This is a genomic window from Nocardioides silvaticus (genome assembly GCF_003160695.1).
Lineage (GTDB): Bacteria > Actinomycetota > Actinomycetes > Propionibacteriales > Nocardioidaceae > Nocardioides > Nocardioides silvaticus.
This window is the reverse complement of sequence record NZ_QGDD01000001.1, coordinates 563,552-577,374: the sequence shown is the minus strand read 5'-3', so window position 1 is coordinate 577,374 and position 13,823 is coordinate 563,552. Positions and strand designations below refer to the sequence as shown.

Annotated in this window: 12 protein-coding genes; 6 read left to right on the top strand and 6 right to left on the bottom strand. The window is 70.0% G+C overall.

Annotation, left to right across the window (positions count from 1 at the left end; all coding sequences use genetic code 11):
• The first annotated feature begins 136 nt into the window (after window positions 1–136).
• A complete protein-coding gene (locus DJ010_RS02610) occupies window positions 137–946 on the top strand; it encodes a methylenetetrahydrofolate reductase (RefSeq protein WP_211318622.1) in 810 nt (269 codons plus the stop codon).
• A 33-nt stretch (window positions 947–979) separates the two neighbouring features.
• Here the strand turns inward: DJ010_RS02610 and DJ010_RS02605 are convergent, their stop codons facing one another.
• The 5 genes from DJ010_RS02605 to DJ010_RS02585 are packed head-to-tail and all read right to left on the bottom strand — an operon-like array spanning window position 980 to window position 5,807.
• Window positions 980–1,618 (bottom strand): DUF1638 domain-containing protein, encoded by a 639-nt coding sequence (locus DJ010_RS02605; protein ID WP_109692046.1) that lies wholly within the window; start codon window positions 1,616–1,618, stop codon window positions 980–982.
• Window positions 1,557–3,509, bottom strand: coding sequence for an ASKHA domain-containing protein (locus DJ010_RS02600; RefSeq protein WP_211318621.1), 1,953 nt, complete (start codon window positions 3,507–3,509; stop codon window positions 1,557–1,559). The genes DJ010_RS02605 and DJ010_RS02600 overlap by 62 nt, the downstream gene beginning before the upstream one ends.
• Window positions 3,506–4,381, bottom strand: coding sequence for a dihydropteroate synthase (locus DJ010_RS02595; RefSeq protein WP_109692045.1), 876 nt, complete (start codon window positions 4,379–4,381; stop codon window positions 3,506–3,508). Before DJ010_RS02595 ends, DJ010_RS02600 begins: the two co-directional genes overlap by 4 nt.
• Window positions 4,378–5,043 (bottom strand): corrinoid protein, encoded by a 666-nt coding sequence (locus DJ010_RS02590; protein ID WP_109692044.1) that lies wholly within the window; start codon window positions 5,041–5,043, stop codon window positions 4,378–4,380. The genes DJ010_RS02595 and DJ010_RS02590 overlap by 4 nt, the downstream gene beginning before the upstream one ends.
• On the bottom strand, window positions 5,040–5,807 hold the full coding sequence (locus DJ010_RS02585; RefSeq protein WP_109692043.1) for an IclR family transcriptional regulator: 768 nt from the start codon (window positions 5,805–5,807) through the stop codon (window positions 5,040–5,042). The genes DJ010_RS02590 and DJ010_RS02585 overlap by 4 nt, the downstream gene beginning before the upstream one ends.
• Before the next feature lie 101 nt (window positions 5,808–5,908).
• Here DJ010_RS02585 and DJ010_RS02580 point away from each other — a divergent pair, with 101 nt between their 5' ends.
• Window positions 5,909–7,348 carry a trimethylamine methyltransferase family protein gene (locus DJ010_RS02580; protein WP_109692042.1) on the top strand — a complete coding sequence of 480 codons (1,440 nt, stop codon included), beginning with the start codon at window positions 5,909–5,911 and terminating at the stop codon, window positions 7,346–7,348.
• The gene (gene purU, locus DJ010_RS02575) at window positions 7,348–8,241 is read left to right on the top strand and encodes a formyltetrahydrofolate deformylase (RefSeq protein ID WP_109692041.1); all 894 of its coding nucleotides are present in this window, start codon (window positions 7,348–7,350) and stop codon (window positions 8,239–8,241) included. The genes DJ010_RS02580 and purU overlap by 1 nt, the downstream gene beginning before the upstream one ends.
• Before the next feature lie 487 nt (window positions 8,242–8,728).
• Here purU and DJ010_RS02570 read toward each other — a convergent pair whose 3' ends face one another.
• The gene (locus DJ010_RS02570) at window positions 8,729–9,043 is read right to left on the bottom strand and encodes a GIY-YIG nuclease family protein (protein WP_109692040.1); all 315 of its coding nucleotides are present in this window, start codon (window positions 9,041–9,043) and stop codon (window positions 8,729–8,731) included.
• 693 nt (window positions 9,044–9,736) lie between these two features.
• Between DJ010_RS02570 and DJ010_RS02565 the strand changes: the two genes are divergently transcribed.
• From DJ010_RS02565 to DJ010_RS02555, 3 genes are all read left to right on the top strand, one after another.
• Complete coding sequence (locus DJ010_RS02565; RefSeq protein ID WP_109692039.1) at window positions 9,737–10,507, top strand: IclR family transcriptional regulator; 771 nt, start codon at window positions 9,737–9,739, stop codon at window positions 10,505–10,507.
• Between the two features lie 82 nt (window positions 10,508–10,589).
• A complete protein-coding gene (locus DJ010_RS02560) occupies window positions 10,590–12,197 on the top strand; it encodes a BCCT family transporter (protein ID WP_109692038.1) in 1,608 nt (535 codons plus the stop codon).
• A 144-nt stretch (window positions 12,198–12,341) separates the two neighbouring features.
• Entirely contained in the window at window positions 12,342–13,820 is a 1,479-nt protein-coding gene (locus tag DJ010_RS02555; RefSeq protein WP_109692037.1) for an aldehyde dehydrogenase family protein, read from the top strand.
• Window positions 13,821–13,823 lie beyond the last annotated feature (3 nt).

The window sequence follows — 13,823 nt, the reverse complement described above, 5'->3', positions numbered from 1 at the left end:
CCGAAGGGCTCGACCTACTCGACGACCGATTCCCTCTTTTCGGCACGCCCGCCGAGGTCTACGCTGGTCCTCATCCGGTGCGTATCACGAAACGAGTTGTGTCATGCGCAACAAAGATGTTGCCACGGTACGGCGCTTGCTGGAGCACGCCCGCTACGAGGTGCTCCCGACTCCGACCATCGAGGACAAGGTCCTCACGTCGGTGCCGACGTCGGTGCCGGTGACCGTCACCGCCTCGCCCTCGATGGGGCTCGAGCGGACGATCAGCACGGCGGAGCGGTTCGCGGCGGCGGGGTACACCGTCGTGCCGCACCTGGCGGCGCGCATGGTGAGCGGGCGGACCGAGCTGGAGGAGCTGGCGGCCCGACTCGGTGAGGCCGGGATCACCACGATCTTCGTGCCGGGCGGGGACGCCGACCCGGTCGGGGACTACAAGGACGCGCTGTCGATGCTGGAGGACCTCACCGCGATCGGCAGCCCGTTCGCCGAGGTCGGGGTGACCGGCTACCCGGAGAGCCACCCGACGATCCACGACGACCTGACCGTGCAGTCGATGTGGGACAAGCGGAAGCACGCGACGCACGTCGTCAGCAACCTGACCTTCGACCCGGGCGTGATCAAGGACTGGCTGCACCGGATGCGGTTGCGCGGCATCGAGCTGCCGGTGCTGCTGGGAGTGCCCGGCCCGGTCGAGCGCACCAAGCTGCTGGGCATGGCGACCAAGATCGGGGTCGGCGACTCGACCCGCTTCCTCTCCAAGCAGAAGGGGCTGATGGCCCGGCTGGTCGCGCCCGGCGGGTTCTCCGGCGAGTCGTTCATCGAGAAGTGCGCCCCGACCGTCGGCGAGGCCGAGATGCGGGTCACCGGGCTGCACCTCTACACGTTCAACCAGGTCGCCGAGACCGAGGCCTGGCGCCAGGACTGGCTGCAGCGGTTGGCACGTTGAGGTCTCGATACGCTCGCTCGCTGCGCGAGCTCACTACTCGACCAGCGAGCGGAGTGCGGCCTCCAGACCGGTGTGCCCGGTGTCGACGACCGTGAGCGGCAGGCCGAGCGCGGCGGCGGCCTCCTCGGCCAGCCCGTGCAGCTCGTCGTCCGGCTCCTGCGCCAGCCAGACCACCCGGGTGTAGGACCCGAAGTAGTCGTCGCGCAGCTCGGGGTGCCGGTCGAGACCCAGCTCGCGCAGCACCGTGCGGGCGAAGGAGCGGACGAGGAAGTCGGTGAGCACGTAGGTGCCGGGCTGCTCCTCGAAGAACGCCGCGAGCCGCTCCGGACCGGCGAACACGTCGTAGCAGTGCAGGCCCGGCAGCCGCTGCAGACCGAGGTCGTCGCAGACGGCGTCGAGCGCGCCGTACGTCCCGCAGTCGGCGTAGCCGACCGCCACCCGGCGGCCCTCGCCGAGCAGCCGCTCGGCCAGTCCCCGCACCTCGCCGGCGATCAGCTGCGGCTGGTTGTGCAGCAACGGCGGCAGCGGATGGACCGTGACCGGCCAGCCGTGGCGCTCGGCGATCTCCGCGGCGGGCTGGCTGAGCGCGCCGCACGCGATCAGGGCGAGGTCAGAACCCGAGCTGGTCGACGAACCGGTCGTTGAAGTCGGCGCGGTCGGAGAGCTCGACATAGGTCACCTCCTCGAGCAGCGCCGCCGCACCGGCCCGCTCGCGCACGGAGAGCAGGGCCATCTTCGCGCCCTCGCCGGCCACGTTGCCGGCCGAGACGATGCGCAGCACGGGGAGCTTCGGCACCAGCCCGATGCGTACGGCGGACGCGGGGGAGATGTAGCTCCCGAAGGACCCTGCCATCAGCACCTGCTGCACGTCGCGCGCCTCGAGCCCGAGCTCCTCCAGCAGCAGCGACCAGCCCGTGGAGATCGCCGCCTTCGCGAACTGCAGCTCCCGCACGTCGCGCTGGGAGAGGACAACGCAGTCCTCGGGACCGGCGTCCGGCCATGGCCGGTGGAGCACGAAGACCCGCTCCTCGCCCAGCTTGGTGAGGCGGTCGGCGAGCTTGGGGGCGATGTCGACGGCCTGCTCGTCGGGCACGAACCGTCCGGTCCCGTCGAGCAGCCCGACCTTGACCAGCTCGGCCACCGCGTCCACGAGCCCGGAGCCGCAGAGCCCCTTCGGCTCCACGTCGCCGATCACACCGAGGTCGACGACCCCCTCGGGCGTGTCCAGCCGGATCGTCTCGATGGCACCGTCGGCCGCACGCATGCCGCAGCGGATCGCGCCGCCCTCGAACGCGGGCCCGGCCGGAGCCGCGGTCGACACGATGCGGTCGCCGTCGCTGAGCACGATCTCGCAATTGGTGCCGACGTCGATCATCAACCGGGTGCGCTTGTCGCGGTCCATGCCGGTGGCGAGCATGCCCGCGACGATGTCGCCACCGACGTAGGCGCCCAGCGCCGGGAAGAAGTAGACGTGCGCCCGCGGGTGCAGGTCGAGGCCGACCTCGGCTGCCAGCAGGGCGGGCGGCTGAGCGGTGGCGAGCACGAAGGGCGCGACGCCGAGCGGCTCGGGATCCATGCCGAGCACGAGCGCAGTCATCGTGGCGTTGCCGGCGATCGCGACCTCGTAGACCTGTCGCGGGTCGACGCCGCCCTCGCCACAGACCTGGGACGCGAGCTCGGCGAGCGTGTCGGCGGCGGCGCGCTGCAGCCGCGGCAGCGCTTCCGGGTCGAGCATCGTGGCGCTGATCCGGGTGATGACGTCGCCGCCGAACGGCTGCTGCTTGTTGAGCACCGACGCGACCGCGATCGGGGTGCCCAGCGTCAGGTCGAGCAGCGTCGCGACCACGGTGGTCGTGCCGAGGTCGTAGGCGATCGCGTAGCGCTGGTCGGTGGTGTCACCCGGTTCCACGTCCACCAACACCTCGTCGACGACGACCGCGGTCACCTTGAAGTCCGCCTCGCGGAGCACCTTCGGCAGCCGGCGCAGGGCGTGCAGGTCCGGCGCCGGCTCGAGGTCGTCGATCGCGGCGAGCAGCCGGTCGACGTCGGGCCGCTGGTCGGCGAGCGTGGGCTCGTCGAGCTCGACGTACCGCTTCTGGACCGCGGGCCGCAGGATCACCTGGCGACCGACCCCGACGGTGGCGGCCTTCGGTCGCGTCGTCAGCGGGGGTACGTCGACGGCGAGGTCGCGCGTGGCCTGCACCAGGCACGCCAACCGCCAGCCGTTGTCGAGCTGCTCCCGGCTGAACGTCTTGACGTCGTGGCGGGTGATCGGCGTCGGGCCCTCGACCCGCACCTTGCACTTGTGGCAGGTGCCGTGACCGCCGCAGGTGGAGTCGATCGCGATGCCGTTCCACGACGCGGAGTCGAAGACCGTGACGCCGGGCGGGACCCGGACCGACCGCTGCGCGGGCGGAGCGCCACCGTCGTCAGCGCCGGTCTCGACGGTGAACGAGAGCTCGACCCGGCCGGTGCCGTCGTGCTGCGCCTGGCCGGTTCCCGGGGTCGGGAGCAGGCCCTCGCGCCGGACGGCGTCGAGCGAGAACTCTTCGTCCTGGGTCACGCCGATGCGGCCTGCCTCGCCCGGTGGGCCGCGATCCAGGCGCCGCCCCACTCGTCGTGCCCGAGCAGCAGGTCGGCGGCCTTGACGGCCTCGACGATCTGGGGGGTGCGGGTGTCCATGATCGCCGAGGTGAGGCCGGCCAGCATCGCCATCGGCAGGAAGGTCGCGCCGAGGGCGTGCCGCGACGGCATGCCGAAGGAGACGTTGGACGCGCCACAGGTCATGTTGACCCCGAACTCGTCGCGGATCCGGCTCATCGTCTCCAGGACGGTCACGACGACGGTCTGGTCGGCGCCGATCGGCATCGCGAGCGGGTCGATCACGATGTCGGCGGCGGCGATGCCGTACTCCTTGGTCGCGACCTCGATGATCTTGCGGGTCAGCTCGACCCGCTTCTCGACCTCCATCGGGATCTCGTCCTCGTCGTTGGGGAGGGCGATGATCGCGGCGTCGTGCTTCTTCACGAGCGGGAGGATCTGCGCGAGCCGGTCGTCCTCGGCGGTGACCGAGTTGACCAGCGCGCGGCCCTGGTAGACCGACAGTCCGGCCTCCAACGCCTCGACGACCGAGGAGTCGATGCAGATCGGCTTGTCGGTCAGCTCCTGGATCATCGTGATCGCCTTGGCGAGCAGGTCGGCCTCGTCGGTCAGCGGCACCCCCATGTTGACGTCGAGCACGTCGGCGCCGCCCTCGACCTGGGCCTGGACGTCCCGCGCGATCGCGGACAGGTCACCGGCGCGCAGCTGCTCCTGGAAGACCTTGCGACCGGTGGGGTTGATCCGCTCGCCGATCAGGCAGAACCGGCGGTCGTGACCGATCACGACCTCCTGGCTGGCCGACCGCAGGACGGTCTCGAGGCGCGGGGCGCTCATGCAGGCACCATCGAGCGCTTCTCGTCGAGCAGGGCCTTGGCGCGCTTGACGGTCTGCGAGGCGTCGGCCGCGTAGCCGTCGGCACCGACCGCGTCGGCGTACTCCTGGGTGACCGGGGCGCCGCCGACCATGACGATCACGTCGTTGCGCATGCCGGCCTTCTCGAGCGCGTTCATGTTGGCCTTGAACATCGGCATCGTCGTGGTGAGGAACGCCGAGAACCCGACGATGTCGGGCTGGTGCTCCTCGATGGCCGACACGAACTTCTCCGGCGCGACCTGCACGCCGAGGTCGATCACCTCGAAGCCGGCGCCCTCGAGCATGATGTTGACGAGGTTCTTGCCGATGTCGTGGACGTCGCCCTTGACCGTGCCCATCAGGAACTTGCCGATGGTCTGCACGCCGGTCTCGGCGAGCAGCGGGCGCAGCCGCTCCATCGCGCCGGCCATCGCCTTGCCGGCGATGAGCATCTCCGGCACGAAGAAGTCGCCGCGCTCGAAGCGGGCGCCGACCTCCTCCAGCGACGGGATGAGTGCGTCGAACAGCAGGGTCTGCGGCTCCATCGAGGCGGACAGGCCCTCCTCGGTGAGCTCGAGCACCCGCGGCCCGTTGCCGACCAGCGTCTCGTCGTACAGGCCCTGAAGGATCTCCTCGGGTGTCATGCGGCGCCCTCTCTCTTGGTGCGTCGTCGGAGCAGCGCGGACAGCTGCTCCGCTCGTTCGGTCAACAACCGGCCGACGTCGTCGCGTCGTGCCTCCAAGCGCTGGCTGGGACCCGAGATGCCCAAGGCAGCGACCACGTCCCCCTCGACCCCGCGGACCGGAGCCGCGACACCGCTGAGGCCGATCTCGAGCTCGTCGACGGTGCTCGCCCAGCCGCGGCGGACGACCTGCGCGAGCTCGCGGCGCAGTGCCTCACGGTCGACGATCGTGTGCGGGGTGAGCTGCTCCAGCCCGCCCTCGGGCACGGCGAGCACGCCGTGGGCGAGCAGCACCTTGCCGAGCGCCGAGGAGTGCTCCGGCACGTCGACCTGGGTCCAGTCGCGGCTTCCGAGGAGGTACGTCGAGTCGACCTGCGCCACCTGCACGACCCGGTCGCCACGGGCGACCGAGAGGTGCACGGTCTCGCCGGTGTCGGCGCCGACCTTCTCCAGCGTCGGGCGGGCGAGCCGGGTCAGCTCCTCCCACGGGTCGTGCCGGGTGGCGTAGAGCCAGAACAGGGGACCGGCGACGTAGGAGCCGGCATCGTTGCGCTCGATCAGCTCGGTGCGCTCGAGCGCGGTCAGCAGGCGGGAGGTCGTCGACTTGGGGAGCCCGCTCTCGTCCTGGAGCTCGCCGAAGGACAACGGCTCGTCCGCCCGCACGACCGAGGCGACCAGCGCTGCCGCGCGGTCGATCGCCTGGGTGCCGGTGTTGGGGGTAGCCACGAGGTCCTCCGATGTTCCATGATGTGGAACCGATGTCCCACAAAGGGAGGCTAGGATGCCGACCGACCGTGGGTCAAGCACCGTCAAGCGCAGGAGGCGCGATGTTCCAGAACCGGATGCCCCGCTACGAGGTCCTGTCGCAGGACGCGATGGCCACCCTCGACAAGGGTTGGCGCCGGCTGATGACCGAGATCGGCATCGAGTTCATGGACGACCGTGCGCTCGACCTGTTCCGCAAGGCGGGGCAGCGGGTCGAGGACCGCACCGTCTTCCTCGACCCCGACTTCGTGCTGGAGCAGGTCGCCAAGGCGCCACGGGAATTCGACGTCCAGGCCCGCAACCCGGAGAACAGCATCCACATCGGCGGTGACTCGATGGCATTCGGCGCGGTCTACGGCCCGCCGTTCGTGCGCGAGGGCGAGGTCCGCCGCGACGCGACGATGAACGACTTCCGCCAGTTCACGCAGCTCGCGCAGTCGTCGTCGGTGCTCGACTCCGCCGGCGGCGTGATCTGCGAGCCCAACGACACCCCGCTCGACAGCCGGCACCTCGACATGACCTACGCGCTGCAGACGCTGACCGACAAGGTCTACATGGGCAACGTGGTCTCGGGCGTCAACGCCGCGGACACGCTGGCGATGACGTCGATCCTGTTCGGGTCGCGGGAAGCGATCGAGGAGACGCCGGCGACCATCTCGCTCATCAACTGCAACTCGCCGCTGCGGTGGGACGACCGGATGCTCGAGGCGCAGTTCGAGTACTCCGCGGCCGGGCAGCCGGTCGTGCTGACGCCGTTCATCCTGATGGGCGCGATGTCGCCGGTGACGATCCCCGCCGCACTGGTGCAGCAGATCGTCGAGGCGTTGTCCGGCATCGCGCTGTCGCAGCTGATCCGCCCGGGCACGCCGGTGATCTTCGGGTCGTTCCTCTCCAACATCGACATGCAGTCGGGCTCGCCGACGTTCGGCACGCCGGAGTCGGGCATCGGCCTGCTCTGCACCGGTCAGATCGCGCGGCACTTCGGGCTGCCGTTCCGCACCGGCGGCGGCCTCACCTCCTCGCAGGTGGCCGACGCGCAGGCCGGCTACGAGGCGCTGATGACGCTGCTGCCGACCTTCCTGGCCGGCGCGAACTGGGTGATGCACTCCGCCGGCTGGCTCGAGGGCGGACTGGTGGCCGGCTACGAGAAGTTCATCGTCGACACCGAACTGGTGCAGATGCTCCAGCACGAGTTCACGCCGATGGAGATCGACGAGGCGTCGATGGCGTTCGACGCGCACGAGGAGGTCGGGCACGGCGGTCACTTCCTCGGAGCCATGCACACCATGGAGCGCTTCCGCACCTGCTTCTACCGGCCGATGCTGTCGTCCTCGGACAACTACGAGCGCTGGATGCGCGGCGGTGGCAAGGACGCCAACACCCGGGCCGGCGAGATCTATCGCAAGCAGCTGGAGGACTACGAGGCGCCGCCGCTGGACGACGCGATCCGCCAGGAGCTGGAGGAGTACGTCGTACGCCGCCGGGCGGAGCTGGGGGACTGATGTCGTTCGCCACCACCGAGACCAGCCCGCTCGCGACCACGCCCGCGGGCGACTACGTGCTCGTCCTGACCTGCCCGGACCGGCCGGGCGTCGTGCACGCCGTCTCCGGCTTCCTCGTCGACCACGGCGGCAACATCATCGAGAGCCAGCAGTTCGGTGACCGGCTCACCGGCCGGTTCTTCATGCGGATCGACTTCTCCGTGGCCGGCGCGACCAGCGCGGAGGAGCTGCGCCGGGACTTCGCGGCCGTGGCCGACCCGTTCGGCATGACCTTCGAGATCTGGGCCGCGCGGGCGCCGTACCGCACGCTGATCATGGTCTCCAAGCACCTGCACTGCCTCAACGACCTGCTGTTCCGTCACAGCACCGGCGCGCTGCAGATCGAGATCCCCGCCGTCGTGTCCAACCACCTCGACGCCGAGCCGCTGGTGCGCGCACACGGGCTCGACTTCGTGCACGTGCCAGTGACTCCGGAGACCAAGCCGTGGGCCGAGGACCAGCTGCGCGAGCTCATCGAGAAGCACGGCATCCATCTGGTCGTGCTGGCGCGCTACATGCAGGTGCTGTCCGACGAGCTGTGCACCGAGCTGTCGGGCCGCGCCATCAACATCCACCACTCGTTCCTGCCGAGCTTCAAGGGCGCCAAGCCCTACCACCAGGCCTTCGACCGCGGTGTGAAACTGGTCGGCGCCACCGCCCACTACGTCACCGGCGACCTCGACGAGGGCCCGATCATCGAGCAGGACGTCCTCCGCGTCGACCACAACTTCAACCAGGAGCAGCTCGTCACCGCCGGCCGCGACGTCGAGGCCCAGGTCCTCTCCCGCGCGGTGCGCTGGCACTCGGAGTCCCGCGTCCTGCTGAACGGCCACCGCACCGTCGTCTTCCGCTGACGTCGCTCGCTGCGTCTCGAATAGGCCGAGCCTCTCGGTCGTCGAGTAGGTCGAGCCCCTTGGTCGTCGAGTAGGCCGAGCCGCTAGGCGAGGCCGTATCGAGACGCCGTAACTGTTCGTGCTCACCGTGGTTCTCTCGGGTTCGGGCGTCTCGATACGTCGCTCGCTGCGCTCGCTCCTACTCGACGACCGATACCGGCGCCTTCGGTCATCGAGTAGGCCGAGCCGCTAGGCGAGGCCGTATCGAGACGCCGGAACGTGCGCGCTCGCGGTGGGCGTTCGGCTCGCTGCGTCTCGATACGCCGTCGCTCGTTCCTCGCGACGGCTACTCGACGACCGATGCCGGCGCGCCCTCGGTCGTCGAGTAGGCCGAGCTCCTCGGTCGTCGAGTAGGCCGAGCCGCTAGGCGAGGCCGTATCGAGACGCCGCAACTGTTCGTGCTCACCGTGTTCTCTCGGCTCGCTGCGTCTCGATACGTCGCTCGCTCCTACTCGACGACCGGGGGCGTACGGCGCTTCGTGAAGTCCTTCTTCGACAGTCCTGGCAGCGCCTCGAACTCGCCCCTGATCAGCGCCTGTCGCTTCGCACGAGACCAGCCCTGCAGCTGCTTCTCGAACGCGAAAGCCTGTGCGATGGTCGCGTACTCGTGCGCCCACACGAGGACCACCGGGCGACGTCCCGGTCGCCGGGTGTACGCCGACCCCAGTCCCTCGTTGTGCTCCCACAAGCGTCGTTCGAGATCCGGCGTGCTGCCGACGTAGTACGACCCGTCCGCGCACCGCAGCATGTAGGTGTAGGGCATGCGGCAACCGTGCGACGAAGCTGCGTCCTTGTCGAACGGCTCTCCACAGGCGCACCCGGTCGTCGAATACGCCGTACGCCGAGCCCCTAGGTCGTCGAGTAGGCCGAGCCGCCAGGCGAGGGGGTATCGAGACGCCGCAACTGTTCGTGCTCGCCGTGGGTCTTTCGGGTCCTGGCGTCTCGATACGTCGCTCGCTGCGCTCGCTCCTACTCGACGACCGATGCGGGCGCCTCCGGTGGTCGAATACGCCGTACGCCGAGCCCCTCGGTCGTCGAGTAGGCCGAGCCGCTGGGCGAGGCCGTATCGAGACGCCGTGACGTGCGCGCTCGCGGTGGGCGTTCGGCTCGCTGCGTCTCGATACGCCGTCGCTCGTTCCTCGCGACGGCTACTCGACGACCGGTGCCGGCGCCTTCGGTCGTCGAGTAGGCCGAGCCGCTGGGCGAGGCCGTATCGAGACGCCGTGACGTGCGCGCTCGCGGTGGGCGTTCGGCTCGCTGCGTCTCGATACGCCGTCGCTCGTTCCTCGCGACGGCTACTCGACGACCGGTGCCGGCGCCTTCGGTTGTCGAGTAGGCCGAGCCGCTGGGCGAGGCGTATCGAGACACCTGACTGTTGGCGTGTTGGCTCGCTCCTGCTCGACGACCGAGGGATCGACGGATGGGCAGCGTTGCGTGATTCGGCTACCGTTGCGCCATGAGCAACGCTGACGGGGCGGCCGGGGTGCAGTCCGTCGATCGGGCGCTGACCATTCTGGAGCGGTTGGCGCGGAGCGGGGAGGCGGGGGTCACCGAGATCGCGAGCGAGCTCGGGGTGCACAAGAGCACGGCGTTCCGGTTGGTCGCAACGCTGGAGGCGCACCGGCTCGTCGAGCAGACAGAGGACCGTGGGAAGTACCGGCTCGGCGTGGGGCTGCTGCGGCTGGCCGGCGCGACGACGGCGCGGCTCGACCTGGTGCAGGAGGCGCGGCCGGTGTGCCGGCAGCTGGCGTCGGAGACGGGGGAGACCGTCAACGTCGCGGTGCTCTCGGAGAGCTCGGCGCTCTACCTCGACCAGGTCGCGGGCTCGTCGGCCCTGCAGCCGCACAACTGGGTCGGGCAGCACATCCCGCTGCACGCCACCAGCAACGGCAAGGTGCTGCTGAGCGGGCTGAGCCGACAGGAGTGCGACGCGGTGCTCAGCAAGATGTCGGCCTACACCCCGACCACGATCACGACGAAGGCCAAGCTGCGGGCCGAGCTCGACCAGGTCCGCGAGCAGGGTTATGCACTGGCGGTCGACGAGCTCGAGGTCGGCCTGACCGCGGTGGCGGCGCCGATCCGCAACGTGCACGGCGACGTCGTCGCCTCGATGAGTGTGTCGGGTCCGACGTTCCGGATCGGTGCGGAGCGCGTCGAGGAGATCACCGGCAAGGTCGTGGAAGCCGCCGAGGAGGTCTCCCACCGGCTGGGTTGGGGCCACCGCTAGCCGTCTGGTTGAGTGTGGGATCGGGCACACTGCTCCCAGAGAGCTCCGAACTCGGGGCCGACCACCAGCACGGAGGACGGCGATGACGGACATCAAGCAGGCTGAGACCTCGCACGAGGCGGCCGACAAGCCGATCAACAGGACGGTCTTCGGGATCGCGGCGGCGCTCGCGGTCGCCTTCGTGGCGATCGGCGTGATCTGGCCCGACCAGATGGGCGAGGAGACCACCGAGGCGCTGGCCTGGGTGACCTCGAACTTCGGTTGGATGTTCGTGCTCACCAGTGCCGCGTTCGTGCTGTTCTCGGCGTACCTCGCGCTCAGCCGGTACGGCGGCATCAAGCTCGGTCTGGACGACAGCGAGCCCGAGTTCTCCACCGTCTCCTGGGTCTCGATGATGTTCGCGACCGGCATGGGCATCGGCCTGATGTTCTGGGGCGTCGCCGAGCCGCTCACGCACCTCAACACCCCGCCGCTCGGCGGCGCCGAGCCCGGCTCCGCCGAGGCGGCGGCGCTGTCGATGCAGTGGTCCTTCTTCCACTGGGGCTTCCACCCGTGGGCGATGTACGCCGTCGTCGGGCTCGCCATCGGCTACTTCGCCTACCGCAAGGGCGCCGGCAACACGGTGTCGGCGACGTTCGGCCCGCTGCTCGGTCGCCGCGCCAAGGAGGCGCCCGGCAAGGCGATCGACGTGATCGCGATCTTCGCGACCCTCTTCGGCTCGGCCACCTCGCTCGGGCTCGGCGCGCTGCAGATCACCGGCGGCATCGACGACGTGTTCGGCGAGGGCGGCGGCAGCAAGACGCTCGCGGTCGTGGTGATCGCGGTCCTCACCCTCTGCTTCGTGCTGTCGGCCGTGTCGGGCGTCGAGCGCGGCATCAAGTACCTCTCCAACGCCAACGCCGTCGCCGCCGCCCTGCTGGTCTTCTTCCTGTTCGTGGTCGGCCCGACGGTCTTCATCCTCGGCACGTTCACCCAGACCCTGGGCGACTACCTCACGCACCTGCCGAGCATGGCGTTCGACACCGGCGTGTACGACGCCGAGGCCAGCTCCTGGCTCGGTGGCTGGACGATCTTCTACTGGGCGTGGTGGATGTCGTGGACGCCGTTCGTCGGCATGTTCGTCGCGCGGATCTCGAAGGGCCGGACCATCCGCCAGTTCGTGGTCTACGTGATCCTGGTCCCGAGCCTGGTCTCGTTCGTCTGGTTCGCGATCCTGGGCGGCACCGCGATCGATCTCCAGCTCAACGAGGGCTGGGACCCGCCGACGGACGACAAGGGCTCCATCGCCCTCGAGGCGTCGCTCTTCGACACCCTCCGCGAGTTCCCGCTGGCCACCGTCACCGTCGCGCTTGCGGTCTTCCTCGTCGCCATCTTCTTCGTGACCGGCGCCGACGCCGCCTCCATCGTCATGGGGATGCTCAGCCAGCACGGCACCGAGGAGCCGAACCGGTTGCTGGTCGTGTTCTGGGGCGTCGCCACGGGCGCTGTCGCCGCCGTGCTGCTCTGGGCGGGCGGGCTGTCGGCGTTGCAGACGTTGTGCATCCTCGTGGCGGGACCGTTCATGCTGATCCTCATCGGAATGTGCGTCTCGCTGGTCAAGGCGCTGCGCCAGGAGGACTACGACTCGACCCTCCACCTGCGGATCCGCAGGGCGGTGGAGCACGCGCAGCGGTACCCTGACGGCCCCTGAGCGGTGCGCGCGAAGGTCACGGAATGGGCCGAAGTGCTTGACGCCGCGCGCGGACCCCACCATTGTCAGCATCGGAGACGGTTGCGTTAGAGGCGATTCGTTGCGTGATTCGCAACGCTGCCGTCCTGGGACAAGGGGTGCTGCGTGCCGGAGCTCTACGTGGACGGACAGTGGCGGTCCGCCGCTGACGGTGGTCGCCGCGAGATCAGGTGCCCGGCCGACGGTTCCCTCGTCGCCGAGGTGGACGAGGCGACGGCGTCCGACACCGAGGCCGCGATCGACGCCGCCCACCGCGCGTTCCACGAGGGACCGTGGCCCACGACCTCCGCGCGCGAGCGCGGCGACCTGCTCCTGCGCGTCGCCGACCTGCTGGTCCGCGACAAGGATCAGGTCGCGCGGATGGAGTCGCTCGACACCGGCAAGCGGCTGGTCGAGTCGGAGTACGACGTCGACGACATCGTCTCCGTGTTCCGCCACTACGGGCACGTCGCGTCCGAGGACGCCGGCCGGGTGGTCGACACCGGCAACCCCGACGTGGTCAGCCGGATCGTCCACGAGCCGATCGGTGTCTGCGGCCTGATCACCCCCTGGAACTACCCGCTGCTCCAGGTCTCCTGGAAGGTCGCGCCCTGCCTGGCCGCCGGCAACACCTTCGTCCTCAAGCCGAGCGAGCTCACCCCGGCCACCGCGATCCACCTGATGAAGCTGCTCGAGGAAGCCGGCCTGCCGGCCGGTGTCGGCAACCTGGTGCTCGGCACCGGGCCGGACGCCGGCGCGCCGCTGTCGACGGACCCGCGCGTCGACCTGGTCTCCTTCACCGGCGGGCTCCAGACCGGTCGGACGATCATGGCCGCCGCGGCCCCCACCGTGAAGAAGGTGGCGCTGGAGCTCGGCGGCAAGAATCCCAACGTCGTCTTCGCCGACGCCGACTTCGAGGTCGCGCTCGACTACGCGCTCACCGCGGTGTTCCTCCACTCCGGCCAGGTCTGCTCCGCCGGAGCCCGGCTGATCGTCGAGGAGTCGATCCACGACCGGTTCGTCGACGCCCTCGTGGAGCGGGCGGGCACCATCCGCCTCGGCGGGCCGTTCGACGAGAGGGCCGAGACCGGACCGCTCACCAGCGCCGCACACCGTGACAAGGTCGAGGCGTACGTCGCAGCGGGGATCGCCGAGGGCGCCGTACTCCGGTGCGGAGGACGTCGCCCCGACGCCACCGAGCAGCCGGAGCTCGCCGACGGCTTCTACTACCTCCCCACCGTCCTCGACGGCTGCACCAGCGACATGTCGGTCACCCAGGAGGAGTCCTTCGGGCCGGTGCTGACGGTCGAGACCTTCCGCGGCGAGGACGACGCGGTCGCGACCGCGAACGACAGCATCTACGGCCTGGCCGGCGCGGTGTGGACCCAGGACGCCGGCAAGGCCCAGCGGGTCGCGGGCCGGCTGCGGATGGGCACGGTCTGGATCAACGACTACCACCCCTACGTGCCGCAGGCCGAGTGGGGCGGCTACAAGCAGTCCGGCACCGGGCGGGAGCTGGGACTGGCCGGGCTCGACGAGTACCGCGAGACCAAGCACGTCTGGCACAACATCCGACCGGCCGAGCAGCGCTGGTTCGCCGGGTAGGGG

What these genes read in the sequence shown, in the direction of transcription:
- DJ010_RS02595 (WP_109692045.1), bottom strand. Translation starts at nt 4,381, where the DNA reads ATGAGCGCCCCGCGCCTCGAGACCGTCCTGCGGTCGGCCAGCCAGGAG.
- DJ010_RS02580 (WP_109692042.1), top strand. Translation starts at nt 5,909, where the DNA reads ATGTTCCAGAACCGGATGCCCCGCTACGAGGTCCTGTCGCAGGACGCG.
- DJ010_RS02565 (WP_109692039.1), top strand. Translation starts at nt 9,737, where the DNA reads ATGAGCAACGCTGACGGGGCGGCCGGGGTGCAGTCCGTCGATCGGGCG.
- DJ010_RS02605 (WP_109692046.1), bottom strand. Translation starts at nt 1,618, where the DNA reads ATGTCGAGCTCTCCGACCGCGCCGACTTCAACGACCGGTTCGTCGACC.
- DJ010_RS02570 (WP_109692040.1), bottom strand. Translation starts at nt 9,043, where the DNA reads ATGCCCTACACCTACATGCTGCGGTGCGCGGACGGGTCGTACTACGTC.
- DJ010_RS02560 (WP_109692038.1), top strand. Translation starts at nt 10,590, where the DNA reads ATGACGGACATCAAGCAGGCTGAGACCTCGCACGAGGCGGCCGACAAG.
- purU (WP_109692041.1), top strand. Translation starts at nt 7,348, where the DNA reads ATGTCGTTCGCCACCACCGAGACCAGCCCGCTCGCGACCACGCCCGCG.
- DJ010_RS02590 (WP_109692044.1), bottom strand. Translation starts at nt 5,043, where the DNA reads ATGACACCCGAGGAGATCCTTCAGGGCCTGTACGACGAGACGCTGGTC.